General features: G+C 37.8%; 18 protein-coding genes and 1 rRNA gene. 7 read left to right on the top strand and 12 right to left on the bottom strand.

Annotated elements, in window-relative coordinates; all coding sequences use genetic code 11:
- Nucleotides 1–138 precede the first annotated feature (138 nt).
- A 5S ribosomal RNA gene (rrf, locus tag KPC_RS05070) occupies nt 139–253 on the top strand.
- Between the two features lie 139 nt (nt 254–392).
- Here rrf and KPC_RS05065 read toward each other — a convergent pair.
- The gene (locus KPC_RS05065) at nt 393–1769 is read right to left on the bottom strand and encodes a dihydrolipoyl dehydrogenase (RefSeq protein WP_121973326.1); all 1377 of its coding nucleotides are present in this window, start codon (nt 1767–1769) and stop codon (nt 393–395) included.
- A gap of 129 nt (nt 1770–1898) precedes the next feature.
- Between KPC_RS05065 and KPC_RS05060 the strand changes: the two genes are divergently transcribed.
- On the top strand, nt 1899–3344 hold the full coding sequence (locus tag KPC_RS05060; RefSeq protein ID WP_121973325.1) for an Ig-like domain-containing protein: 1446 nt from the start codon (nt 1899–1901) through the stop codon (nt 3342–3344).
- Between the two features lie 121 nt (nt 3345–3465).
- Here the strand turns inward: KPC_RS05060 and KPC_RS05055 are convergent, their stop codons facing one another.
- Nucleotides 3466–3888, bottom strand: a complete 423-nt coding sequence (locus KPC_RS05055) for a beta-lactamase hydrolase domain-containing protein (RefSeq protein WP_121973324.1) — start codon at nt 3886–3888, stop codon at nt 3466–3468.
- Nucleotides 3881–4216: a TIGR01244 family sulfur transferase gene (locus KPC_RS05050; RefSeq protein WP_121973323.1), complete on the bottom strand. Its 336-nt coding sequence runs from the start codon at nt 4214–4216 to the stop codon at nt 3881–3883. Before KPC_RS05050 ends, KPC_RS05055 begins: the two co-directional genes overlap by 8 nt.
- Before the next feature lie 125 nt (nt 4217–4341).
- Here KPC_RS05050 and KPC_RS05045 point away from each other — a divergent pair, with 125 nt between their 5' ends.
- The 3 genes from KPC_RS05045 to KPC_RS05035 are packed head-to-tail and all read left to right on the top strand — an operon-like array spanning nt 4342 to nt 6099.
- On the top strand, nt 4342–5238 hold the full coding sequence (locus tag KPC_RS05045) for an alpha/beta hydrolase (RefSeq protein ID WP_121973322.1): 897 nt from the start codon (nt 4342–4344) through the stop codon (nt 5236–5238).
- Complete coding sequence (gene trxC / locus KPC_RS05040; protein WP_121973321.1) at nt 5238–5675, top strand: thioredoxin TrxC; 438 nt, start codon at nt 5238–5240, stop codon at nt 5673–5675. The genes KPC_RS05045 and trxC overlap by 1 nt, the downstream gene beginning before the upstream one ends.
- Nucleotides 5676–5730: 55 nt before the next feature.
- Nucleotides 5731–6099, top strand: a complete 369-nt coding sequence (locus KPC_RS05035; RefSeq protein WP_407641977.1) for an acyl-CoA thioesterase — start codon at nt 5731–5733, stop codon at nt 6097–6099.
- Nucleotides 6100–6144: 45 nt separating this feature from the next.
- Here KPC_RS05035 and KPC_RS05030 read toward each other — a convergent pair whose 3' ends face one another.
- The 3 genes from KPC_RS05030 to KPC_RS05020 form a co-directional block, all read right to left on the bottom strand.
- Nucleotides 6145–6645 carry a nuclear transport factor 2 family protein gene (locus tag KPC_RS05030; protein WP_121973320.1) on the bottom strand — a complete coding sequence of 167 codons (501 nt, stop codon included), beginning with the start codon at nt 6643–6645 and terminating at the stop codon, nt 6145–6147.
- A gap of 135 nt (nt 6646–6780) precedes the next feature.
- Complete coding sequence (locus tag KPC_RS05025; protein WP_121973319.1) at nt 6781–7284, bottom strand: DUF4442 domain-containing protein; 504 nt, start codon at nt 7282–7284, stop codon at nt 6781–6783.
- Between the two features lie 35 nt (nt 7285–7319).
- The gene (locus KPC_RS05020) at nt 7320–7808 is read right to left on the bottom strand and encodes a YajQ family cyclic di-GMP-binding protein (RefSeq protein ID WP_121973318.1); all 489 of its coding nucleotides are present in this window, start codon (nt 7806–7808) and stop codon (nt 7320–7322) included.
- 91 nt (nt 7809–7899) lie between these two features.
- On the opposite strand from KPC_RS05020, the gene KPC_RS05015 reads away from it, so the two are divergent.
- The gene (locus KPC_RS05015; RefSeq protein WP_121973317.1) at nt 7900–8208 is read left to right on the top strand and encodes a rhodanese-like domain-containing protein; all 309 of its coding nucleotides are present in this window, start codon (nt 7900–7902) and stop codon (nt 8206–8208) included.
- 79 nt (nt 8209–8287) lie between these two features.
- On the opposite strand, the gene mnmC is transcribed toward KPC_RS05015, so the two are convergent.
- From mnmC to KPC_RS04995, 4 genes are read right to left on the bottom strand one after another with little or no spacing between them, the layout of a single operon-like run.
- The gene (mnmC, locus tag KPC_RS05010; protein WP_121973316.1) at nt 8288–10207 is read right to left on the bottom strand and encodes an FAD-dependent 5-carboxymethylaminomethyl-2-thiouridine(34) oxidoreductase MnmC; all 1920 of its coding nucleotides are present in this window, start codon (nt 10205–10207) and stop codon (nt 8288–8290) included.
- A gap of 34 nt (nt 10208–10241) precedes the next feature.
- Nucleotides 10242–10742 (bottom strand): hypothetical protein, encoded by a 501-nt coding sequence (locus KPC_RS05005; protein ID WP_121973315.1) that lies wholly within the window; start codon nt 10740–10742, stop codon nt 10242–10244.
- A gap of 5 nt (nt 10743–10747) precedes the next feature.
- Nucleotides 10748–11050, bottom strand: a complete 303-nt coding sequence (locus tag KPC_RS05000) for a YciI family protein (RefSeq protein ID WP_121973314.1) — start codon at nt 11048–11050, stop codon at nt 10748–10750.
- A gap of 24 nt (nt 11051–11074) precedes the next feature.
- Entirely contained in the window at nt 11075–11698 is a 624-nt protein-coding gene (locus KPC_RS04995; protein ID WP_121973313.1) for an inner membrane-spanning protein YciB, read from the bottom strand.
- A gap of 42 nt (nt 11699–11740) precedes the next feature.
- Here KPC_RS04995 and KPC_RS04990 point away from each other — a divergent pair, with 42 nt between their 5' ends.
- Nucleotides 11741–12592 (top strand): PHP domain-containing protein, encoded by an 852-nt coding sequence (locus tag KPC_RS04990; RefSeq protein WP_121973312.1) that lies wholly within the window; start codon nt 11741–11743, stop codon nt 12590–12592.
- 247 nt (nt 12593–12839) lie between these two features.
- Here KPC_RS04990 and KPC_RS04985 read toward each other — a convergent pair whose 3' ends face one another.
- Nucleotides 12840–13751, bottom strand: coding sequence for a bestrophin family protein (locus tag KPC_RS04985; protein ID WP_121973311.1), 912 nt, complete (start codon nt 13749–13751; stop codon nt 12840–12842).
- Nucleotides 13752–13825: 74 nt separating this feature from the next.
- Nucleotides 13826–14518 (bottom strand): RadC family protein, encoded by a 693-nt coding sequence (radC, locus tag KPC_RS04980; RefSeq protein WP_121973310.1) that lies wholly within the window; start codon nt 14516–14518, stop codon nt 13826–13828.
- Between the last annotated feature and the right edge of the window lie 82 nt (nt 14519–14600).

Here is a 14600-nt window from a genome sequence, read left to right as displayed (position 1 = left end):
GAATACCAGACAATGTAACTTGATTTAGTTTATGCGAGAACGTAAACTTCAGATTCAAAGCAGTCAACTGTTAATAACTCATTTGGCGAAAGCACAGGCATTTAAAATAAGACCTGAGTGATTAACCATCCCAGTTGTGCTGGCGACCATAGCAAGAGTGAACCACCTGATCCCATCCCGAACTCAGAAGTGAAACCTCTTCGCGCTGATGGTAGTGTGGGGTTACCCATGTGAGAGTAAGTCATCGCCAGCTCATTATTCAAGGCACCCTGATTCAATAGAATCAGGGTGCTTTTTTTTATGTCAAATGATTAAAGCGTATAGACGTTAAAGTATGATGACAAATAAATATCCAGAGATTTATGTATGTCTGGATATTTATTTTTAAGATGTTAGGAATTCAATTGTCTTCTGGCATGTTTTAAAGCAGTTCTAAGCCCTTCCTCCAGTGTCGGATGATAAAAAGGTTTCTCTAAGATCTGGTCTATTGTTAATTCTTCTGAAATCACCCATGAAAGTAAATGAGCCATATGCTCAGCCGACTCTACAAATAGCTCTGCTCCAAGTAGTCGTCTGGTTTTTCTATCTACATAAACTTCTGCTGCACCTATATTTTTACCGAGTACAATGGCCCTTCCTTGTTTTTCAAAAGAAACGAATCCAGTGACAAAATCAACTTTTTGAGAAGTTAAGGATGAATAATTTTCCCCAACAATTGCCATCTCTGGTGAACTAAAAACGATACCAAGTGGAGTAAAGAGTTTAATGTTATCTATATTGGGAAATTTCAAACAATTATGTACAGCTAATTTCCCCTCTATAGCAGCTTCATGTTGGAGTGGGGTCGTAGTAAAGGCATCTCCAACAATAAAAATTGGATGTTCACCCAATTGTTTTGTCTGTTTATCTATCGGTAGATTTTTAAGATTGCTATAAGTAGAATCAATATGAGTTAACTCTAAGGTATTTAAATTACTCGTTCTACCTATAGCACTCAATAAGTATTCAACTTCGATTGTTTGTGGAGTGTCATTTTCTGTAAAATTTATCTTTACGCCAGAAACTGTATTTTTTATCTGATCAGGTAAAATACCAAATTTAATATTTAGATCTTTAGATATTTCATCCTGAGCAAGATTTTGCAGAACAGGACTTGTTAAAGCGCCTACTTTTTTACTGCGAGCAAAAACAGTGGTTTTTACACCAAGTTGATTAAATGCTTGCGCCAATTCTATTGCAATGACACCACTACCAATTACAGCAAGAGATTTGGGTAAATTTTTTAATTCAAATACTTGATCTGAGGTAATAAATTTATCACCGAGTTCTGTTTTCCAGGTTGGTTCAATATTTGGCGTTGAACCAACAGCAATGATGAAGCTTTTAGCTTGGTGTTGCTGACCATTTACTTCTATTGTATTGTTATTTATAAATTTTACTTCACCTGAAATTTTGTGAGCTGAATTCCAGCTATCAACATCTTTTAACGTCGCTCTGGTAAAGAGATCCCTTAAATTTCGTACATGTTGCATAACATTTGAGGTATCAATTTCAGATTTTACCTTTAATGCAACTGAATCAGCATGTTGAATATCGTACATGCGATTGGCACTGGAAATAAGTACTTTACTCGGCATGCATCCAACACGTGCACAAGTTGTATCCCAAGGTCCTTTATTGATGATCAGTATATTTTGTGTATAACGAATTGCTTCTTTATAAGCACTGATTCCTGCAGTTCCTGCACCGATAATAATGATGTCGTACATATAACACCCTAAATATTATTAAATTTTCATCTCTAAATATTATTTACACAATACCTAAACTATGGTTACATAGGCGCAATTATTACGATTAATAACAAATCATTTTTTTGGGGATTTGGGGAAATTAAAATGGCTAAAAATAGATTGAGCCTTAAGCTAACTACGCTTGGTGTTTGTATATTACTTGCAAGTTGTGGGGGAGGTGGAAGCGAGGGATATTATGATACGGATACAACTTCACCAACGGATGGATCTTCTAATATAATTTCTCAACAAGCAAATTCTTTAAAAATAGAATTATCGAAATTATATATTGCTGCAAACAATGACACGCTCACTGTTACAGTACGGGCACTGGATAGTAATAAAGGAGCTCTGGAAGGTGTAGACGTGAGTTTGGCCGTAAACGACCCAACTGGAATAGTATCAATTAATGGTAGTTCAACCCAAAAAACAGATGCAGAGGGAAATGCTATCTTCGTTTTAAAAACCTCTTCGGCATCATCAAACATTCAGGAATTAATTGACCAAGGCTTCAGTGTTATTGCTACGAGTGGTGCCTTAAAGCAAGAACAGACAATTGCTGTTACAGGTAATGTGGATCCTAGCGTTGATACGACTAGCATTGTTTTATTTGAAACAACAAAATCTACTTTGAATGTGCGAGGTGATCAAACAACGCTTACGCTTACAGCAGTGGATGCTAATGGTTCGGTATTGGCCAATCAACCTATAAGTTTGAGAGTTGTAAATGTTGCAAAAAATGGAGTTAAATATGTTCCTCAGGCGACTCAAACTGATGTAAATGGACAGATTAGATATACTTTGATTCTTTCCGAAGGTGCAAGAAATTCAAATTATTCTGCAGAGCAGTTTATTCAGGATGGATTAAGCTTGGAAGCAAACTTTGGGCAGTCTTCAACAATTTATAAATATAAAGTTAATATCATAAATTCTGATGTACCAATTCCAGTAGGGGCAATTTCAGTTGCATATAACCCTACAAAAATAGAAGACTCAGCTAATGGTGTCTATTATTATAAGAATGTATCTGTACAAGTTACTGATGTAGATGGTAAGCCCATTCCTAACCAGGATGTAATAATGGGGGTTAATGCACTGGTATACTATAAAGGGTATTTTAGTTTTGCAGATACTTCAGACCCTGCTGATGGTAAACCAGATGAGTATTTGACGGGAGTTTATTTTCCTTGTAAATCTCCTATAAAAGTTGTTAATCAGGGTGGCGAGGCTATTAACCAGCTTCAACCTGTAAATGGTCAAACAGTTCAAGTGGTTTCTTATATCAATAGTGAGGGGACATCTGCAACAGATAATAAGTATACTACTGATGCAAATGGGCGTTTTGATTTGAAGATTCAATATCCAAAAATATATGCAAGCTGGCTCACAGTACAATTAACAGCTAAAACGATGGTTGCGAATACTCAAATTAATGGTTCTACATCGCTAAATTTAACTTATTTAATCGATGATGTTAATGTGAGTGATCAAATTGCACCAAATAGGATGAGCCCGTATGGAATAAGTCCTTCATGTAGCTCAGGTGAGTAAAGAAAACAGCGCTTCGGCGCTGTTTTACAATCCAGCTCCCATACTGACTCCAACTGTAGGTCTGACATTCATGGAACTACATGCACAGACTGTAAAAGTACAAAGCAATATGATCAATAACTTATTCATGTAACAACCCTTGAGATTTTGCTTGATTAAACAAAGAGCTTGAACGAGTTCCTGTTTTACATATCAAAAGAACAGGTTTCGGCAAGTTATTATAATATTTTGCAAATTCCACAACGTCTGTTTGAGTTATTTTGCCAGAACTGACAGGTTGATAAATTACGCTGACATGAGATTTTTCTGCGATATCACGTAATTGATCAATTTTAATTTGATTATTGAGATCATTATCAGGGCGGTTGACGATGACAGACTTAAAACCTTGCTGTAATAGCTGACTAAATTTTTCAGCATTCATTTGCCCTGAAACACTAATATTTAAGTCTAGAGGAATGCTAAGAGTCTTTGAATCGGCATTAACAAAGCTTGAGCCTAATATACTCAAGCTTAAAAGCAATCTTGCAAGACTTTTAGTCATCCAAAAGATCCATTTGTTTTGCAAGCTGGTAAAGGTTATTGGAACGGTTACCAGTACGGCAGAACATTAATACAGGTTTTGGTAGTTCATTAAAGTGATTTGCAAATGTACGGACATCTATTTCTGAAATTTGCCCTGCAATTACAGGTTGATATACATAATCCAAACCTGCTGAACGTGCAGCTTCTTCAATCTGAGCACTTGTAGGCTGTTCTGAACCTCCTTCCAGATCTGGGCGGTTATTGATAATGGACTTGAATCCTTTTTCTACGACTTGTGGAATATGTTCAGGACTAATTTGACCAGCAAATCCTACATTTTCACTCATTTTGTCACTCCGAAATCAAATAAAACAATATATGCTAGTATCATAGCATTAAGCTTAGTTATGAGTTTAAATGACAATGTATTTTATAGGACAATTCCAACAAAAATTTACCTAGAGGGGAATGAATGTACGCTTATACAGTAGAGCCGCTGTATCTTGAAAGCGGGCATGATCTTATCGCTGCAGATTTTTATAAACCCATTAATGTTAAAAAGCCTGCTGTTATAGTTATGGCACATGGTTTCGCAGCATTGCGTCATTTTAGACTGATCACATTTGCTCAACGTTTTGCACAAGCCGGTTACGCTGTCGTTCTTTTTGATTATCGTCATTGGGGGGGAAGTACAGGTTTGCCTCGTGAAATGGTTTCTATTCAAAGTCAACTGGATGATTGGAAAAGCATGGTTCATTATCTGGCTTCTCAAAAAAATATTAATGCCAGAAAAATTATTTTATGGGGAACTTCTTTAAGTGGTGGATATGTCTTAACTCTGGCATCAGAATTAAAGAATATTCATGCAGTTATTGCGCAGGTTCCATTTGTTGATGGTGCCGAAACAGCAAAAGCTTACCCTCTGCAATTTTTGCCTAAAGCACTTAAACTTTCCAGTCAAGATTATATGGGGGCAAAAGTAGGAATGTCTCCCAAGACCCTACCTGTTGTTCATCCATTTTCATTATGTTTTTTACCTACAGCAGATAGCTATGAAGGCTATATGTCGATTGTCCACCCCGATTATTTCTGGAGTGGCGAGGTTCCAGCTCGGGTATTTTTTAATTTAATCCGTTTTAGACCGATACAGGGAGTCCGGAATATAAACATTCCTGTTTTATTGATTGCTGCAAAAAAAGATTCGTTGATTCCTATTGAATCCAGTCGTGAAACAGCAACAAACATTGCACCATTTGTAAATTATCATGAGTGGAATATGTCACATTTTGATATTTATCATGGGCAATGGTTGGAAAAAGCAATTTCAACCCAATTAGAGTTTTTACATCAGAATATTGGAGTGAGCTAATGATTGTGGTATGTCCATCATGCGGTGCTAAAAATAGAGTTCCTGAAGAAAAACTGGATTCAAATCCAAGTTGTGGTCAATGCCATCAAGCTTTGATTCGCAAGACTCCAATTGAGTTAAATGAACAGAATTTTAGTAACTTTGTGAGTAATAGTGATTTACCTATTTTAATTGATTTATGGGCAGACTGGTGTGGACCATGTAAAATGATGGCACCACATTTTGCCGAGGTAGCTAAACATAATCCTCATGTCGTGTTTGCAAAGATAGATACTGAAGCTAATCCTCGTTTAAGTCAGGCATTTAATGTTCGTAGTATTCCGACTCTGGTTTTGATGAATAAAACTACGGAAATTGCTAGAATGAGCGGCGCGTTAAGATCTAGTGAATTACAGCGATGGCTAGATCAACAATTGAATGCAAATGCTCGGAGTTAATGTGTCAGATTCTCATATAAAACCTGAAGGTACGCTTTCCCTTCAAACGATTGCTATGCCAGCGGATACCAACTGGAGTGGTGATGTCTTTGGTGGCTGGATTGTTTCACAAATGGACTTGGCAGGCGCGATCCATGCGGAACGTTTTAGTAAAGGACGCTGTGCAACGATCTCAATTAATCAAATGACTTTTCTCGTTCCTGTAAAAGTAGGTGACGTAATCAGTTGTTATACCAAGATTTTGAAAGTTGGTAATACTTCCATTCAAATGCAAATAGAAGTATGGGATAGTCATGATAGCTCTCGTGAACCTAAGCGTGTAACCGAAGGTGTATTCACTTTTGTTGCCGTTGATGTCAAAGGTGGAAAGCGTTCTATTCCAGATGAAGTGAAACAAAAGTATTTAGAATCTCAGCAGGTTTAAATTTTGAGTAAAAATCCCAGCCATCGCTGGGATTTTTTATAGGATTTAGAACATCGTGTTGGTATTTGCACTTTGTTCTGGAATTTCTTGCTGGACATCCCAGTGCTCAACAATCTTGCCATGTTCAACACGGAAAATGTCAACGATAGCAACCCCGCGATCTTGGGGAGTCTGAGTTGAATGTACGTGTAAAAAAACTAAATCGCCTTGGGCCACTGCACGTTTAATGACATTTTTTGCTTCAGGATGTTCCTTAAAGTAACCGCTAAAATACTCAACAAAAGGTGCTTTACCATTAGGAACATGCGGATTATGTTGAATATATTCATTACCAATATAACGATCAGAATATTCTTTGACTTGGTGCTTTAAGAAAACACCTTCATAAAAATCAGTCACAATTTTTTTATTTTGTTCTGCTGTTTGTGTTTCAGAAAGTGCTGTTAACGTTTTGTTTGTTACTGCAGTAGCTGGCTTATTCGGGTTTTGGCTACAAGCTGTTAGAGCGATGGGAAATAAAAGCGCTGCAAGAAAAATATTTTTCATAGTGGTACTCAAGATGATCAATTATTGTGAAGTCATCTTGAGTTGATAAGGTTAATATTAATAGTGAATATCCGTGGCTATTTTTTATGAATTTAGTAAAAAATATACTTACCTAAAGGTAAGTTTTATTTACATTTATTTGTTTTTAATATGACTTTTTGATACCCAGGCCCAAAGCATTTCACATTGTATTGGTTCTTCACCAGTTTCATCTGTGACTGTCACAGAAACCAGTGTTTCACCCTTTTCAGTGGTTTGCATCAGTTTTTGCTGTTCCTCTGTCAATGTTGCTGTTGCAGACATTGCACCCTTGGATGGTCGTTTAAAGTTCACTTGCATGCTTTTGATCAATACAATGCAGTGATCAGGTACGTTCATTCCTGTTACAAAACCTGTTGCAGTTTCTGCAATCAATGCCATAGCACAAGCATGTACTTGTCCAATGTGGTTTTGCATGGCTTTATGGTTGTCTATTTTGACCGTTACTCTGGCAGGGCTGACTTCAAGATATTTGACATGTGCTGTTCCGACCATAGGTACGACTCGACCAAAAGCTTTACTCCATAGTGTACTGCGAATACTTTTAGGAAACCTGGATGTCGCTTTGACGACTTTAGATAAACGATTGGTCTGAGTCATTCTTTTCACCTATAGAGGGTGTAATGCATTAAGCATTAGTCTTTAAAGTTATTAAACTGGAGTGGTAACCCAAATTGCTGCTCTTTTAAAAAAGCCATAACTTGTTGCAAAGTATCGCGTTTTTTATCAGTCACACGAATTTTGTCACCTTGGATAGATGATTGCACTTTGATACCACTTTCTTTAATGGCTTTATTAATTTTTTTTGCGCTATCAGAGTCAAGTCCATCTTTAAGTTTGATGACTTGAACAACATTTTTACCAGAAGCGGTTGCTTTTTGTGGATCAAGCGCCTGAACATCAACTTTACGTTTATAGAAGTGATTTTCCAGCATGTTATACACTTGTTCACACTGGAAGTCGCTTTCTGTAGAAATCTTGATTTCTTTTGACTTCTCATTTAATTCAATAGAAACGTCCTGACCACGAAAGTCAAAACGTGTCGCAATCTCTTTTTGCGTGTTTTGAACTGCGTGATTTACTTCAAAAATTTCTAATTCAGATACAATATCGAAAGAAGGCATAGTTTAGACCTTTACAAATGGAAAGAATATCTGAGATGCTAGGGATGTTTTCTTCATTTGCCAAGTGTTGTTTACATCAAAGGAGTGCGCAATGATCCGTAAACAAGAAATTACAACATTTGAGTTCCCAGAAGGCGCTGTCATTTGGGATGTTCGTGATGCAAAAGCTTTTGCTGAAGGTCATGTAAAAGGGGCTGTAAATCAGCCAATTAATGATTTGTCAGAATCTAGCTTGACTCAGGTGGATTCGGATCAGACGATTTATATTTTATGTGGTGGAGGAAGTAAAGCTCCACGTGCAGCTGAATTACTTGAGGGTATAGATGACTCCCGTGATTATGTGGTTCTCATGGGGGGGACGCGTGCAGCACGTGATGCTGGATTGCCAATCGAGCAATAAGCATAAAAAAAGCGCCTTAAGGCGCTTTTTTAATGGCAAGATGATGAAAGCCGAAATTATTAAAGAATCGGAATAAGTATCATTCACTTAAATTTTCATGGGATTTCTTAAAATACGGCTTTTTTGCTTTTACTTTTTTATTAAATCGTTTGGGATCGAGTTTTTTGAGTAAACTTGATGGAACTGGACAAGCCTCCCCCAAAATCAATGCAGCTAAAACCTCAGCGCACAATGGTGCAAATAAGAATCCTTTAGAGCCCAATCCAGCAAAAGTATAAATTTCTTTATTTTCTTCAACCTTGCCAAGTAAAGGAAAATAATCTGCACTTTGTGCCCTGACTGATGCACGACCTTGCCATTTTTCTACATTTTCTAAAGATTCAGCATATTCAGGAAATACACTGTGGATAAGTTCATAGTTATGCACATGGTCTGCAGGGAGGATATCGTGATCATCACGATTAGGATAAAAAGATGCACCTAAAATTAAATGTTCAGTATCCAGCTGCATACAGTAACCGCCATAGCTATAAGCATGTTCTAGACTGAGTGTTTGAGACTGATTATTAACCCAGCTGACTTGTCCCCGGATAGGTTTTAAATCCGGATATTTTTCAAAAAACTGTTTGCTGCTTCTTGCACAGCAGATAATTACTTGGTCTGCCTTGGTAATATTTTGATTTTTATGATTATATAGTTCAAACCCACCTTCTTTGAGTTGCTGAACGGATTGAATGTCCTCTATTCGTAATTCAATTAATGGATGTTCAAGAATCTGGTCTTTTAACTGATGAGGATAAACAGAACCAGCCACCTTCAGTTCCAGACTGGAAAAATCCGTTTTCAATTCAAGTTCATTGGCTGCATGTGTTTGAAGTACATCCTGTGGATATTGTTCAGCAAGTTCTAATAATTCTTCTGGTTTTTTTAGAGCAATTTGTTGAACAGTCAACGGACGAAAAGCTTTAAAGTTTGGGTAATGGTTCAGTGCATATTGCCAGGTTAATGTCATTAAATGTTCTGAACTTTGCTCAATTGGGCAAAGTTTTGGATTGAGCAAGGCGAGCGGGTTCCCTGAACCATCAGCTAATGCGGCTGATTTGTCGTAAATCGTGATTTTATGTCCACGTTGAGCCAATGCCCATGCTGAGCTTAATCCAGCGATTCCAGCCCCGATAATCGCAATTTGGCGTTGGGTAAAATTATTCTTTTGTGGGAAAGCATTATTTTCAATATTTCTATTGTCTTGTTCATGATTATTTCTTTGGGGATAATTCCAGATCGCTTTTAACATTTCCCGTTTATGAGCAAAACCTTTAGGGCGAGAAATAGAAACACCGTGTTTTTTTAATCCACGTTTTAATACTCCTGCAACACTGAATGAGGCAAAGGTTGTGCCGTAATCAGATAAACGTAGGATATGATCGAGAACATTCTCTTCCCACATGTCAGGATTGCACGAAGGGGCAAAACCATCTAAAAACCATGCATTAATCGTCTGGGTTTTTTCTATGGAAGGAAATATGTCATGTGCATCACCTAACCATAAGTCGATTGAAAAACGTTCTTTGGGAAATGTTAAACGGTGACATCCAGCAATTGGTAAAGGGTATTGCTGAATCAGTTGATCTGCCAAAGCTTTCAGTTCTGGCCAGGCACTGAGTGCCCGTATCAGGTCAGTCTTACTGAGTGGAAATTTTTCTACACTCATTGCATGTAGATGGCTATGATTACTTGGGCGAACTTTTTGCCAAAGTTGCCATAAAGCCAAGATATTAAGCCCTGTGCCAAAACCCGTTTCTGCTACAGAGAAATATTCAAAATCGTTTAAATTGGCAAGACGTTCTTCAAGGTCATTGCCATTTAAAAATACATGCCTTGTTTCAAGTAAACCGTTGTCTTTTGAAAAATAGACATCCCCAAATTGTTTTGAAACAGGAATTTCAATTCCATCAATACATTGCCAATCTAAGTCAGCTGTCTGTATGGCAGTTGCCACGATAAATCGCCTTCAAATAAAATTTAGAGCAAATTTACCACTGACGGCGGCGTTTGGTATAGATGTAACTTGCAATCAGAAAGCCTAAAAGTACCCCTACGGCGATTGTAGCTGCGCCATAAATAAACATTTGTGCGCTACGTTCGCTTTGCAAAACTTGAACTTGTACGCCTAAATTATCATTTTTTAGCTGTAATTCCTGATTTTGAGCTAAAGCTTCGAGATTGGCTTTCTCAAGCTGTTGTAAACGGGTAGCCTGATCTTTTACCATCGCACGAACTTTAGCATCTTCGCTGACTTTTTGTTTAGCGATTTGCTCAGCAGTAAGCTTTTTATCTTCTGGTGTTTGAGGCGGATTTTGTGTCGAAGTCGATGCGCCTGCTGCAGCTGCAATAATTCCTGGTTTAGGTATAGCAGCAGGTGTTACTGGAGTTGTCGTCGTAGCCGTTGCCGTAGCAGCGGTGCCTGCAGGCTCAGCCCATGCAGTTGAACAGATTATAGATAAGCCAAGTAAGCTTTTAACCACAACTCGCATCTTGTTTATCCTTTAGGAAAAGCTTTGTTAAACGGTTTAACATCAACATGCTCATAGATACCTTCAAGTACAAAAGGTTCTTCTTTTAACCATGTATCAAGTGCCTCACGGCTTTCAAAATCTAAAATCATTGTACTGCCATAGAAACCTTCTTGAGGATTTTCAGGGTTTTTTGGCATTGCTCCAGCTGTAATTACACGACCTTCAGCATCCAGTTTATTTAAACGCTCTACGTGACGTGGGCGCACAGCCAGACGTTTCTCTAAAGTACCTTCTTTATCGGTACAGCTAATCACAAATAATGGCATGTTGTTTCTCTTTTATGAGGTAAATCACTCTTCTGGAGTTTTAAAATGTTTACGCAGTACAATAAACTGGATAATGATAAAGGAAAACATGACGATCATGTCACCGAAAGCAGTGAAATTTACCCAAACAGCGTGATCTGGTGATGGATCTGGATAAATAAAACCAAAAAAGAAGTGTAAGAATGCCATAAAACAGAACATACCTACCCATGCGAAATTAAGTTTTAACCATCCTTTGGCATCCAGATTAAATACTGGTTCAAATAATCTTTGAATCAATGGTTTTTTTATTTTACCAACCATTGGGCTAATCAGGAAAGCAAGAGAAAAGGCAAGATTCAAAAAAATTGCCTTGTAGATCATAAACTCGCCTTTACGAAGTGCGATAGTGAGTCCACCAAAAATAATCGTACTGACAACAACCAGAATTTGGGCTTTTTCTAGTTTAAATTTTTGCGATACAAATAAATAAGTATAAATAACAAATGTTGCAATCATCAGTGCTAAAGTAGCAACTAATATATTCTGGTTGCTTTCAGCACCTGTAATTCCAATTTGATCCAATATGGCATGACTTTGTTCAGGTTTTATTAACTTGTAAACTAAAAAGAATATGATTATTGGTACATAATCTAAAAATGCTTTCATGTTAGAGTATCAAACTGTTCTGGTGGATGTTGTAGTATAAAGATGCACGGTATAGATTTACATACACATAGTAATATATCTGATGGTACTTTGTCGCCAGAATTACTTGTATCTGCAGCACTTGAAAAAGGTATTCATACGCTTGCATTGACTGACCACGATAGCATGGATGGCTTAATAAAAGCTGAACAATTTGCAAAAAATCAACCAATTCGAATTATTTCTGGTGTTGAGGTGTCCAGCCAGTGGTCTAGACCATCAACGAAAAAAAACTATGCTGTACATATTGTCGCATTAAATATGCAAAATCCAGAGCCTCTGGAAAAGGTTTTAGCCGAGCAAAAGTGCATCAGGGCAGAGCGTGGTAAACAGATTTGTGATTTATTGATTTCTTGTATTGGGCAAGATATCTACCAGGATGTACTGGCAAAAGTAGAGGGTATCCCTGACAGAATTACCCGAACACATATCGCTAAAACACTTGTAGAAAAGGGAATTGTTAGCCGTGCCCAACAGGCGTTTGATAAATATATCAAGGAAGGCAAAAAGGCTTATGTCAAATTTGATGGCTTAGGTTTAGAAGAAACAATAAAAGTTATTCATGAAAGTCAGGGGTTTGCGGTACTTGCACACCCGACTCGTTATGGACTTTCAGCAACGAATATCCGTTATCTTATAGAATTGTTTGCGAGTTATGCTGGAGATGCTGTTGAATTACCACCAAGTATTGAACCACTTGGAACTCGGCAGATGGTTGACCGGTTGATTGCCCAGTTTGATTTAAAGGTTTCGGTGGGAAGTGATTTCCATGGAGATCATATGCCATGGATCAAGCTTGGAAACATCCCGGTTGTGAAAGAAGGGCAAATAGGTATCTGGGAAAGTTTTAGATAAATGAATGGTTTTCATCGATTTGTTTTCCCTATTTTGGGAGAGAAATATTTAGGGTTATCTGATACTTCAAATGTGCTTTAAAATTTGAAAAGAGTTCCGCTATTTTTTATACCTTAAGCCTCGTTCGTCCAATTTTAACGGGCAAGGTATTTTATTTATCAATGTCAGCAGCCCTTTATAAACATCATGACATTTAGCTTTTCGATAAATGTCTATCTTCTTTTGAAAGGTGAAATATCGAAAATCATTACAACAAATTGTGATCCTGAGCCTGAATTGGCGGTGGGGTCGGTTTCCCCAAAGTTCCCAATAATTCAATCTCAATGGTTCTGACCATCGCATCCAGTGGCAAGTCGTTACTCTGCGTGCCAAATGGCTCTTCAATTTCAGAGCTTAGTGCATCCAGACCTAAAAATGTATATGCAAGTATACCAACCAGTAGTGGTGTCGCCAGACCAAGTAATGAGCCCAGACTAAAGGGCAACATAAAGCAGAAAAAATAAACTGTGCGATTGAGTAAAACTGAATAGGCAAATGGAACAGGAGTCGTTGCAATTCGGTCACAACCCGTTTGGACCAAGCTGAGTTCAGTCACATGCTGATTCATTTGTGTATAAATGATATCTGAAATTTCTCCATCCTTGAGTGCTTGCATAAGTTCCCACTGGATTAGGCTCAAGGTATATTGTGGTGCATTGCTTTGTTGATATAGCTGAGTCAAGGCTTGTTGGCTCATGCCACTGGTTTCGACCAGTTCAGTTGGATTTGCAGTCTGATGGCGTAGTCTGTCTCGTAATACATTCGCAAATACAATCACATGCTGGATGACACGTTCACGGCGACCTTGCGGTAAAATTCGACAGTCACGGTCGAAATGGCGCGCATTGGCAATCAAGCTTCCCCAAAGTTTTCGGGCTTCCCACCAGCGATCATAACAAGCACTATTTTTGAAACCTAAAAAAATTGAAAGCACGACACCAATCAGGGTGAATCCAACTAAAGGAAGCTCAGGAAAACGATAAATATTGGCATATTCAATACCGCCGACAATCGCGGAAATAAGCATTACAAAACCTAAAGGGGGTAAAACTTTAGGTAAAATCGTGCCTCGCCATGAAAATAATAATTTGAGAGTATCGTTTTGTTCCCGAACAATCATGTGAACTGTTTCAATCAATAAATTTTAAAGTGATCTTCATCATTTCAAATCAACTTGTCAATGCTATTTTCAAATCAATCAAAGCCAGAAAACAAATCGTGTTCTGCAAAAGAAAAAGTTTGGTTTGAAGAAATGATGATGTGATCAAGTAAATGAATTTCGATCAACTGGCATGCCCTGAAAACTTCTTGGGTCAGGATTAAGTCCTGTTCAGATGGCTGGGCTGTACCTTGTGGATGGTTGTGTGCAATAACAATGTGTACGGCATGCTGCATCAGGCTATAGCGCAGTAGCTGGTTGATTGAAATATTGCAGTAATTTAATGAACCAAAAAATAATTTTTTAAAACTGATTTTTCTAAGTTCGGCATCCAGACAAAGCACAGCAAAGATCTCTTGCTGATCAGCAAGCAGTTCGTATCGCAAATAATTTTGAATAAGATCAGATCGGTCAAACTGGTCACTGTGTTCAATATGATAATTGAGATAGCGTCGCCCCAGCTCCTTAACCGCCATGAGCTGTGAATATTTCATCGCACCGATGCCATGAAATTGACTTAAATCTTCAATGGACGCATCGAAAATAGGGTTCAATCCACCAAAGTGATGAATCAGGAGACGGGACAGCTCTACAGCAGAATGCTGTTTTGAACCAGACCTTAAAAATATCGCCAGCAGTTCTGCATCAGATAAACTTTGCGCCCCATGCTTAAGTAAGCGTTCCCTCGGCCGTTCATGTTCAGGCCNAAATTTAATTGAATTATTCATTGTATTTCACAAGTTGAAATTATTTTACTATTCATTTTTCCCATATGAATTACTTGGGATAACGATTATTTAATGATATTGT

The organism is Acinetobacter stercoris (genome assembly GCF_900323515.1).
GTDB lineage: Bacteria > Pseudomonadota > Gammaproteobacteria > Pseudomonadales > Moraxellaceae > Acinetobacter > Acinetobacter stercoris.
The sequence above is the reverse complement of the archived record's forward strand: the minus strand, read 5'-3'. Positions and strand labels throughout refer to the sequence as shown.